Source organism: Nocardioides sp. (genome assembly GCF_014360585.1).
Classification (GTDB): Bacteria; Actinomycetota; Actinomycetes; order Propionibacteriales; family Nocardioidaceae; genus Nocardioides.
This window is the reverse complement of record NZ_JACIXG010000015.1, coordinates 60,184-70,612: the sequence shown is the minus strand read 5'-3', so window position 1 is coordinate 70,612 and position 10,429 is coordinate 60,184. Positions and strand designations below refer to the sequence as shown.

The window sequence follows — 10,429 nt, the reverse complement described above, 5'->3', positions numbered from 1 at the left end:
CGTGGGCCGCCGACCCGATCTCTACGGTCTTCTCGACCTGCCCCGGAGTCAAGGACGGCCTGCGGCCGCCGGCTACGCCGGCCGCTTACGCGGTCCTTGACACCGGACCACGTCGAGAAAGATTTTGGCTGGCTATCGGGGCGGCGGCCCGGGTGTGTCCGCGGAGCACTGCCCCACGGGAGGTAGCTGTTATGTCGCTACGCCAGAAAAACCAGCTGCCGAGAAGGCGCCCTTCTGCGCGAACGAAAATTCGTTCGCCTCCGCCAGCCAAGTCCCAGCCGAGAACGACCCCGGTGCCCGAACGAAAGTTCGTTCGCCCCGCGACATGACAGGGGCAGTGGTGCGCGACGGTGAAAGAAAAACTTCTTTCACCAGCCAACCAACCCCTCCAACCGGGAGCGACGGGCCCACCAGGCCCAAGCCCCTGCCCAACCCAAACCCCCGCGCCAAACCCCTGCCGCCGACCCGATAGCCAGCCAAAAAATTCTCGGCGGAGCCCGGTGTCAAGGATCGCCGCAGGCGACCGGCGAAGCCGGCGGCCGAAGGCCGTCCTTTACTCCGGGGTTCGTCGAGAACACCCTCCCCAAACGGGTCGGCGGCAAACCCCAACCACAAACAACACCGACCTAAGCGAGCCAAGAAGAAAGACTCAGGGCCCCAAAGGCAACGGCAACCCAGGAGCAACCCCAGCAGTCCGCACCTCCGACCGCAGCGGCCGGAACGGCACGACCGCGTCCCCGTCGCCACTCATCACCACGGCCGCATTGACCTCGACACCCTCGGGTACGAGCTGGATCAGCGCGGCGTCCGCGGGCACCTCGATCTCGGCGCCCACGCCCGGACCGACCTCGACGGACTTGGCCTTGAGCGCCTTGCCCTTCGCGTTCGTCGGGATCACCTTGACGGTGCCGCTGCTCCCGGTCTTGGCCACGGGGCCGGAGATCACGACCCGCTTCTTGCCGACGGCGGGGCCGGCCGGCACGACTACCGCGGTCGCCTCCGAGACCGTCTCGGTGGCCGTGGTGATCGCGACGTCGCCGCCGTCGACCGAGCGCATGGCGGTGCTGACCGGGCCGGTGGCGACGATCTCGACACCGAAGGCGTCGCCGGCGCTGTCCTTGCCGAGCAGCTTGGTCAGGTCGACCTGCGTCTGACCGTTGGGCGGCACGCTGATCTCCGGAGCTCCCTCGGGCGTGAGCACGCTCTTCGGGGTGAGCAGGCGCAGCTCCGCGCTCACTTGACCATCTCCCGGGTTGACGACGGTGAGCGTGCGGCTTGCGGAGCTGTTGGGGTAGCCGACCAGCAGATTGGTCTCTGCCGGCGTCGACTGGCCCGGGAAGTAGTCCTCGCTCGCCGCCTGCGTCTCGAGCGCGACCTCGCGGTCGCGGACCATCACCCCGGCCTGCCCGCGTACGACCGTGGTCTTCAGGGAGAGATCGCCCTCGCGCGGGATCACGTTCAGCAGGTCGAAGGTGCGCGTGGTGTTACCGGGGATCGCGACGCCGCGGAGATCCTCGGGGACCGCCACGACACCCTTCTCGTCGTAGAGCGAGATGTCGACGGTGGCCGCACCGCTGTTGGGGTTGGCGAGCTCGAGGATCGAGTTGTGGGTGGCACCCGCACCGATGCCCGGGAACCAGGCCTCCGCCTGCGGAGGCAGGCAGCCGGTTGCCGCCAGCGGCTTGGTCGTGGAGCGGCCGGCGACCAGGCCGGGCGCGACCTCCTTGCCCGCCCGGACCACGACCGAGCCGGGCTTGGCCGACACGTTGGTGACCTTGCCGGAGCCGACGTTGGCCTGCGAGCCCTTGCCCGCACCGGGGCCGCTCAGGGCCACCTCGCCCGAGCCGGCGGCGGCGTTGGTCACGGCGATCTGGTCCGCACCGGCCTTCGGCTTGCCGGGGCAGACCACGGTGGCCGCCTTCGGCGCGCTGCTGTCGGCGGCGAGCGCCGGCTGCTCCCACTGGTGGGGCCGGTTGAGCAGCAGGGCCACCGCCATCGCGGCGATCAGGCCCAACGCGACCAGAGCGGTGTTGTCGAGGCGGCGACCCCGCTGCCGGCGTACGCTGCGCAGCCGGGGCCGCGCGGCAGCGGCTGCCGCCGCGGCCGCAGCCATCCGGCCGCCCCTGGAGCGCTCAGACTCGGTCTGCGGCTCGTCGACCCGCATCTCGTCGGGGGTCGGCCAGGCCTCGTACTCAGGCTGGTTCGCGACCTGGAACTCACCGGTCTGATAGTCGGGCGAGTAACCGGTCTGGGCAAGCATCTGCCCCGTCTCCGGCCCCGGGACGTAGGGCTCCTGAGCGTAGATCTGCTCGGGCGTGTACTCCGGCGCGAGATGCCCGGGAGTCTGTCCGGTGTAGGGGTCCGCGTAGGGGTCCAGCATCCACGGCTCCTGGCCGTAGACGTCATCGGCCGGCGGCTCCTGCGAGCGGTCGTAGGGGTCACGCGGGTCGCGTGGGTCGCTCATGCCGATTCTCTCCTCTGGACCAGCGTCGGCAGGCACAGGACCAGGACGATGAACAGCCCGATCCCGGCCAGGACCAACAGGATCGTACGGATGATGGACTGCGACTCGGTCACGCCCGGGTCGCTCGGCGAGGAGTCGAGCAGCCAGGCACGTGTCGAGCGCTCGACGGTGCTCGCCTGGGTCACCGAGCCGGAGGCATCGATCCCCTCGGCGACCGAGGAGTCGGCCGGCCCGGGCATGACGATGTAGGCCACACCCTGAGCGGCCAGGTCACCGATCACCTCGTCGTCGGGGTCGGCCGCCAAGCGGCGTACGACTCCGGTGAGCTCGTCGGAGCCACCGGCGACCTGCGCGATCTCGTCCTCACCGAGGGTGATCCCGTCGTTGCGCAGGACGGCGTAGCGGATGCCCTCGTCGACCGATCCGCGCAGCACGAGGACGCCGTCCTCGGGCCCGAGCGTGGTCGAGGTCGGGTCGAGCATGTAGGACGGCACGCCGGTGTGCCCCAGGGCCCGGGTGTTGTCGGTGAGGTCGCCTGTGCCGGCGTAGACGAACCAGCCGAGGCTGCCGACCACACCGACGGCGGCAGCCGCGGCGGCCGCGCCGACCATGACCTTCCGCAGACCGCGCAGGCCGTCGAGGATCGCACCCTGGGCTCCCAGCACGGCCGCGACCACCGCGAAGCCCTGGATGGCGACCAGCGGGAAGCCCCAGCCGACGCGGGCGATGCCGGCGTCGAGCGGGATCGGGATCCAGGACAACAGCATCGTGACGATGGCCGTCGCGACCGCGCCGATCCAGCAGACCAGGACCGGGATGCGGGTGCGGCTCGGGATCAGCGCGAGCACCGCCAGCAGCGGCAGCGCCAGGCCCAGCCACCACGGCGCACCGAGGCCGGCACCGTCGAGCCCAGTCACCCGGCCGGCGAGCAGGTCGAAGCCGCCGGCGACCGGGGCCGGCAGCCTGCCCGGGTCGAGCAGCAGCCCGGCCCAGCCACCGGAGAAGATCAGCGGCAGCCACCACGGGATCAGCAGGCCGACCGGCGTCGCGATGGCCGCGGCCGGCGGGCCCCACTGGTCGCGGTCGCGCAGGACCGCGGGCATCAGCTTGCGTACGACGATGAAGATGACCGTCGCGAAGACGGCCGCGACGAGGAAGGCCATCGGCGCGAACGCGGTGATGACGGTCAGCAGCAGACCGGTGCGCCAGCCGGCCCGCCAGCGGCGGTCGGCGACGGGGTCGCTGAACCCGAGCGCGGCGTGGGCCAGCCACGGCAGCAGCGCACCGACGACGACCGCACCGATCCGGCCGTCGCCGAAGGCACCGCTGGCGTAGGGAACCAGGGCGTATGCGGTCGCACCCCACAGCAGCAGCCACCGTGGCGCGCCGAGGTGGCTGATCAGCCGGCCCACGACCCGGAGCAGCCGCCACGCCCCGCCGAGCGCGATCGGGAAGCTGAGCAGCATGACGCCGCTGACCGCAAGGCTCGGGTTGCCACCGAGGAAGGTCGCGAGCACCGCCAGCGGGAAGACGTGCGGCGGCGCGGGCACACCGGTGCCCTGCGAGATCGCGTGCCAGGACTCGAACTGCAGCTGCCACCAGTCGCCCACGTTCTGCGGCGTCGGCCCGAGGCCACCGCCGGCCACGCCACCGAGAGCCGCCCGCGCCCCGATGACGCCGAGGATGCCGACGACGACCAGCAGCACCGCGACCGGGTTGGTGAACAGGCGCACCAGCAACCCGGTCTCGGCCGGGATCTCGTCCTCCTCCAGCTGGGCCCGCTCGGCCTGCCGCTTGGCTGCGAAGGAGGCCGGATCGGCCTCTGCCTGCGCCATCTGGCGACGCTCGGCGATGTCGGAGGCCTGCAGGGTGACCGCGTTGGCGACGTCGGAGACGAAGTCGAGACCGTGTCGGTACGGCAGCCACGGCGGAGGCAGCAGCGCCTTGACCACGTCCTTGTCAGCGTGCGCCTGCTTCCGGCGTCGCCGCTTGGCGAGCACGATCTGGCCGGTGTGGCCGTAGATCCAGCCGAGCGCGCCCAGGTCGTCGAGCGCCGCTCCAGGGTCGCGCACGAGGATGAAGCCGAGCATCCGCCACAAGGTCTGGAAGAGGAACCGGACCATCCACAGCGCCAGCGTCCCCCGTCCGCTGTTGACGAGCAGGGTGTAGAGCGCGGCCCGTCGCTCCTGATAGTGGATCCGGCGACCGGTCAGCTGCGTCTTGCGTACGCCGCGGTGGGCCGCCTCCACGTGGAAGACGACCGCATCCGGGACGGCGATGGTGGTGAAGCCGGCGTTGGCGGCCCGCCAGCCCAGGTCCATGTCGGTGCCGAGGACGGGGAGGTGCTTGTCGAAGCCGCCCAGGTATTCGAGGACCTCGCGACGGATCAGCATGCCTGCGGTGTTGACGGCCAGGACGCGGCGTACCTCGTCGTGCTGGCCCTGGTCGTACTCACCCCGCTCCAGACCGGTCTCGCGGTTTCCGGTGACCGAGATCGAGACGCCGAGCTCGAGCATCCGGCGCAGCGAGGGCCACTCCCGGATCTTGGGGCCGAGGATGTCGGCCTCCGGGTACTCCTCGGCGGCGTTGAGCAGCGTCGCCAGCGCGTGCGGATCGGGGGTGGAGTCGTCGTGGAGGAACCAGATCCACTCCGGCGGCTGCGCCGCCTGGTGGAGGATGGCGAGCGCCTCGTTGGCCGCGTCCGCGAACGTCGTCGACGCCGGGAGCTTGACCACCTGGGCGAAGGTCTCCTCCAGGATCTCGACCGACCTGTCGGTCGATCCGGTGTCGATCGTGACGGCAAAGCTCACCGGAGCCTGCTGGTTCCTGATCCCGTCGATGACGGTCGGAAGCCAGCCGGCGCCGTTATGAGAGACGAGGACGAGAGCGACCGACGCTTGCACGATCGGCAACCCTAGTGCCCAACCGGTGATAGACCGAATGGACCTGTCGAGCGATCGGCGATATCCCCCTGGGCATCAGTGCTTCCGAGGCGCCGCACACGAACGTACGCGGCCCCAGCCCACTCGCCACCGGATGGATTGCGAAGCAATCGGCAAAACAATGCAGCAGGCCCGGACCTTGACGGTCCGGGCCTTGCTGGCTCGTCTTGCTTGCCACTTCCAGTAGATCTCGACCCGCTTCACGCCTTCGCAAGCTCAGGCGCTGCGCTCGCTCGATCTTTTCGCGTTGTGACCTCGCTCGTTCCTCGCGAGGCCACAGGCTCAAACTGCGCGCTTCTTCAGCTTGCGGCGCTCCCTCTCGGAGAGTCCACCCCAGATTCCGAAGCGCTCGTCGTTGCCCAGAGCAGACTCAAGGCAGTCCTGGCGCACCTCGCAGGTCTGGCAGACCTTCTTTGCCTCCCGAGTCGATCCACCCTTTTCAGGGAAGAACGCCTCCGGATCCGTCTGCGCGCACAGGGCGCGCTCCTGCCAGCCCCCTTCGTCGGTGTCCGGCTCGAGGAGAAACAGCTCTCTCATCGTCAATCCGACCTTTCGACCCTATTCAGCTGATTTTGGGACCGTGACCCCATCTTGGGCCAGTCACCTTCACGCCATCGGCAGGTAACCGATCCCCCCGTTTTGCGGGTACTGCCTCTAGTTACGACCCAGGCCGCTTTTTTGATGCAGTCCCCTTGTCAAAACTTTCCCGAGATTCCTGGGCGCTGTCTCCATCGCTGTCGGTTTCCTGGTTCCGTTTCGAATGACACTGATGAAATTACATGCCTGTCGGTGCCACAAGTCAACCCTCAAATCTGCTAGGGCCGCATTAACACAGGCTTTCCGTACCGGCTGGAGCAGGGGTGCTGGCCCTCGTCTGAGAGGCTAGGGCCATGCGTGACATCACCGTTCTCTCCGGCGGCCATGGTGGCTCGAAGTTCATCTCCGGGCTCCTCCACGGCATCTCCGCCGGCCGCGTCCCAGGCATCGAACGCGATGCCCGGATCACCGTGATCGCCAATACCGCCGACGATCTGTGGATGCACGGTGTCAAGGTCTGCCCCGACCTCGACACGGTGATGTACACCCTCGGAAACGGATTCGACCACGAGCGCGGCTGGGGCCGCAAGGCCGAGACCTGGTCGATCAAGGAGGAGCTCGAGGCCTACGAGGTGCCCGGCACCTGGTTCGGGCTCGGCGACCGCGACATCGCGACCCACCTCGTACGCACCCAGATGCTCGAGGCCGGCTTCTCGTTGTCGCAGGTCACCGCAGCGTTGTGCGAGCGGTGGCTGAAGCCGGTGTGGGGCGACCGGGTGCGGCTGCTGCCGATGACCGACGACCGCGTCGAGACCCATGTGGCGATCAAGGACGCGAGCTCACCCAGTGGACTCGCGGTCGTTCATTTCCAGGAGTACTGGGTACGCCTGCGGGCCGGTGTGCCCGTCGAGAAGCTGATCTTCGTGGGTCAGGACGAGGCGAAGCCGGGGCCCGGGGTGATGGATGCGCTGCTGAAGTCCGACCTGGTGATCGTGCCGCCGTCCAACCCGGTCGTCTCGATCGGGACCGTCCTCGGCGTACCCGGGATCCGGGAGGGCCTGGTCGCCACCTCGGCCCCGGTGGTCGGGATCTCGCCGATCATCAGCGGTCATCACGTACGAGGCATGGCGGAGCAGATGCTGGCCGCGATCGGAGTCGACTCGACCGCCGCCGGAGTCGGTCTGCACTATGGGACGCGGGGCGCCGGCGGGGTGCTCGACGGCTGGCTGGTCGACACCGCGGACGCCGACGCCGTTCCCGCTCTCACCGAGTCCGGGCTGAAGGCGACCGCCGTCCCGCTGTGGATGTCCTCCGAGGACGCGACCGCCGACATCGCGGCCGCCGCGGTCGGGTTGGTCGCTCGATGAAGGCGCAGGACATCACTGTCACGGCGCCTGACGGCGTACCCGAGGTGCGTAAGGGCGACGATCTCGCTGCCCTGCTCCTCGACGCCCTCGACACCGCCCTGGCCGACGGCGACATCGTCGTGGTCACCTCGAAGGTCGTCTCCAAGGCGGAGGGCCAGGTGCGAGAGGGCAACCGGGACGACGCGCTCCCCGGCGAGACGACGCGGGTCGTGGCCCGACGCGGGCCCACCCAGATCGTGCGCAGCCGGCTGGGCCTGACGATGGCCGCCGCCGGGATCGACGCCTCCAACGTCGAGGCCGGCCACATCGTGCTGCTGCCCCTGGATCCCGACGCCTCCGCGCGCGCCCTGCGGGCCACGCTCCGTGACCGCACCGGAGCCAACGTCGGGGTGATCATCACCGACACCGCCGGGCGAGCCTGGCGCGACGGACAGACCGACATCGCGATCGGCTCGGCCGGGCTCGAGGTGCTGGAGAGCTTCGCCGGCCAGATCGACGCCTTCGGCAACGATCTCGTCGTCACCGCCCCCGCGGTCGTCGACGAGATCGCCTCGGCCGCCGAGATCTCCCAGGGCAAGCTCGGCGCGCGGCCGTTCGCGATCCTGCGCGGCCGGGCGGACCTGGTCCGCGAGCCCGGCGACGACGGGCCGGGAGCGAGCACTCTCATCCGTCCCGAGGGGTCGGACTTCTTCGGCTTCGGTGCCCGGGAGGCCGTCGTACGCGCCCTGAAGGGGGCCGCCGAGGACCAGGCCCCGTTCGGAGCGCCGGCGAGCATCGAGGAGCTCTCCGCGGCCGTCACGGAGGTGACCGGGACTGCCCCCGTCCCGCACGAGGGCGGGCTTCGGGTGGCAGGAGCCGACCCCGCGATCGTCGCCGCGCTGGCGTTCGCGCACGGCTGGCGATGCGAGCGCGATGACATTAATCACGGGGCAACTTCCCATCTGCTACCACTGACCACCTAGAATCTGCGCGTCCCGACAAAAGACCCGAGGTACGCCGAACCGTGGCCAAGAAGTCGCCCAGCAAAGACCGCCGTGCGGTCATCAACGACATCCGCAAGAAGCAGGGCCGCGCCGAGCGCGTCCGTGGCGCGGCGATCATCGGTGTCTGCCTCGCCATCGCGGTGCTGATGGTGGGTGCCGCCGCATGGGGCCCGATCACCGGCTTCATCAAGGACAGCGAGTTCGACGAAGTCGCTCTGCAGGACATCGGCAAGAGCCCCGAGGCCGCCGGCTGTCAGAAGATCATCGAGACCAAGGCCGACGGCAACCAGAACCACATCGCCACCGGCACCGAGCAGACCTACACCACTGCTCCCCCGGCCTTCGGTCCGCACTGGAACGAGGCGAACGTCGCTCCGGCAGACATGTCGCGCAAGTTCTACACCGCCGACGACCGCCCTGACCTCGAGGCGCTCGTGCACAACCTCGAGCACGGCTACACGATCGTCTGGTACGACGAGACCGTCTCCGAGGACGAGCTGGACGAGCTCCGCGCCATCGGTCAGAAGTTCTCCGGCACGTCGAACTTCCGCTACAAGTTCATCGCGGCCCCGTGGACCGCTGCCGACGCCAAGGAGACCGCGGTCGCCGGCGACAAGAAGACCGAGTTCCCCGAGGGCACCCACATCGCGATGACCCACTGGTACGCAGACCCGGCCAACCCGACCGAGGCCTCCACCCAGAAGGGCGTCTTCCAGTACTGCGAGGGTGTCTCCGGCGAGGCGGTCAAGGACTTCATGACCACCTACCCCTACACGGACACCCCGGAGCCCCAGGCCATGTGACCTGGACCTCCAGTACGTACGCCGGCCGCCTCTCCTTCGGGAGAGGCGGCCGTTTCACGTTCCGCTGGTCGAGCCGGATTCGTGAGGAACGAACGAACCGTGTCGAGACCAACACAGTCCGTCCCGCGCTCGATGGGATCGTGTTGGTCTCGACACGCCTTCGCCTAGCGGCTCCGGCGGCTCGACCGACGGGTCGTTCGACTCAGGTGAGGTGGGTGCGGTCGGAGTCCTTGAGCGCGGCGACGACCTTCTTGACCTGCTGGGCGTGGGCGCGGGTGGTGACCAGGACGGCGTCGTCGGTGTCGACGACGACGATGTCCTCGAGGCCGATGAGAGCGATCATCCGGCCGGAGTGGGGCACGACCAGACCCGTGGAGTCGATGGCGTGGACGAGGGTGTCGTCGCCGAGGATCGTGGGGCCCTCGGGCGAGGCGGTCGCGGCGGCCTGGAGCAGCGTCGCGAGCGAGTCGAAGTCGCCGATGTCGTCCCAGCCGAGGTCGGCAGGCACGGTGGCGACCTTGCCCGCCGCGGCGGCGGGCTCCGCGACCGCATGATCGACGGCGATCTTCGGCAGCGTCTCCCACAGCTCCGCGAGCCGCGACGGCTCGGCGGCGATGGCCCGCAGTCGTTCGGTGAAGCCCGGGTCCGACTCCGCCAGCAGGTCGAGGAGGACCGTCGGGCGGACCACGAACATCCCGGCGTTCCACCGGTAGCGTCCGGTGGCCAGATAGCCGGCGGCGACCTCGGCCGACGGCTTCTCGACGAACTCGTCGACCAGGTAGGCGCCCCGGTGGCCGGCCAGCGGCTTGCCCTCGGCGATGTAGCCGAACGCCGTCGAGGCGAAGGTCGGCGAGATCCCGATCGTCACCAGCCAGCCGTCGGCGGCGACGGCCGCGGCGCTGCGTACGGTGTCGTGGAAGTTGTCGACGTTGCGGATCACGTGGTCTGCGGCGAAGGAGCCCATCACCGCATCCGGGTCGCGCCGCTCGAGGAAGGCCGCGGCCAGACCGATCGCGGCCATCGAGTCGCGCCCGCTCGGCTCGGCCAGGATCGCGTCGTGCGGCACCTCCGGCAGCTGCTCGCACACCGCGCGCTCGTGCACGGCACCGGTCACCACCATGATGCCGTCGGAGACGGGCTGGAGTCGGTCGAAGGTCTCCTGCAGGAGCGTACGTCCGTGGCCGGTCAGGTCGCGCAGGAACTTCGGCTCCGAGGACCGCGAGAGCGGCCACAGCCGGGTGCCGGCGCCGCCGGCGGGGATCACTGCCCAGAACCTCATGGACCCACCGGTCGCTCGCTGGCGCTCGCTCATGCCGCACACCTTAGGGTTTCG

At 69.6% G+C, this 10,429-nt stretch carries 7 protein-coding genes; 3 read left to right on the top strand and 4 right to left on the bottom strand.

What is annotated here, in order from left to right:
• Window positions 1-649: 649 nt before the first annotated feature.
• The 3 genes from H5T77_RS07545 to H5T77_RS07535 all read right to left on the bottom strand — a co-directional run bounded on the left by H5T77_RS07545 (window position 650) and on the right by H5T77_RS07535 (window position 5,943).
• Window positions 650-2,464 carry a DUF5719 family protein gene (locus H5T77_RS07545; protein WP_292647143.1) on the bottom strand — a complete coding sequence of 605 codons (1,815 nt, stop codon included), beginning with the start codon at window positions 2,462-2,464 and terminating at the stop codon, window positions 650-652.
• The gene (locus H5T77_RS07540; protein ID WP_292647141.1) at window positions 2,461-5,367 is read right to left on the bottom strand and encodes a glycosyltransferase; all 2,907 of its coding nucleotides are present in this window, start codon (window positions 5,365-5,367) and stop codon (window positions 2,461-2,463) included. Before H5T77_RS07540 ends, H5T77_RS07545 begins: the two co-directional genes overlap by 4 nt.
• Window positions 5,368-5,688: 321 nt before the next feature.
• Window positions 5,689-5,943 (bottom strand): WhiB family transcriptional regulator, encoded by a 255-nt coding sequence (locus H5T77_RS07535; protein ID WP_008361238.1) that lies wholly within the window; start codon window positions 5,941-5,943, stop codon window positions 5,689-5,691.
• A 353-nt stretch (window positions 5,944-6,296) separates the two neighbouring features.
• Between H5T77_RS07535 and cofD the strand changes: the two genes are divergently transcribed.
• The 3 genes from cofD to H5T77_RS07520 are packed head-to-tail and all read left to right on the top strand — an operon-like array spanning window position 6,297 to window position 9,096.
• The gene (cofD, locus tag H5T77_RS07530; RefSeq protein WP_292647136.1) at window positions 6,297-7,310 is read left to right on the top strand and encodes a 2-phospho-L-lactate transferase; all 1,014 of its coding nucleotides are present in this window, start codon (window positions 6,297-6,299) and stop codon (window positions 7,308-7,310) included.
• Window positions 7,307-8,272, top strand: coding sequence for a coenzyme F420-0:L-glutamate ligase (gene cofE / locus H5T77_RS07525; RefSeq protein ID WP_292647133.1), 966 nt, complete (start codon window positions 7,307-7,309; stop codon window positions 8,270-8,272). Before cofD ends, cofE begins: the two co-directional genes overlap by 4 nt.
• A 41-nt stretch (window positions 8,273-8,313) precedes the next feature.
• Window positions 8,314-9,096, top strand: a complete 783-nt coding sequence (locus H5T77_RS07520) for a DUF3105 domain-containing protein (RefSeq protein ID WP_292647130.1) — start codon at window positions 8,314-8,316, stop codon at window positions 9,094-9,096.
• Window positions 9,097-9,298: 202 nt separating this feature from the next.
• Here H5T77_RS07520 and H5T77_RS07515 read toward each other — a convergent pair whose 3' ends face one another.
• Window positions 9,299-10,408: a mannose-1-phosphate guanylyltransferase gene (locus H5T77_RS07515; RefSeq protein WP_292647127.1), complete on the bottom strand. Its 1,110-nt coding sequence runs from the start codon at window positions 10,406-10,408 to the stop codon at window positions 9,299-9,301.
• Between the last annotated feature and the right edge of the window lie 21 nt (window positions 10,409-10,429).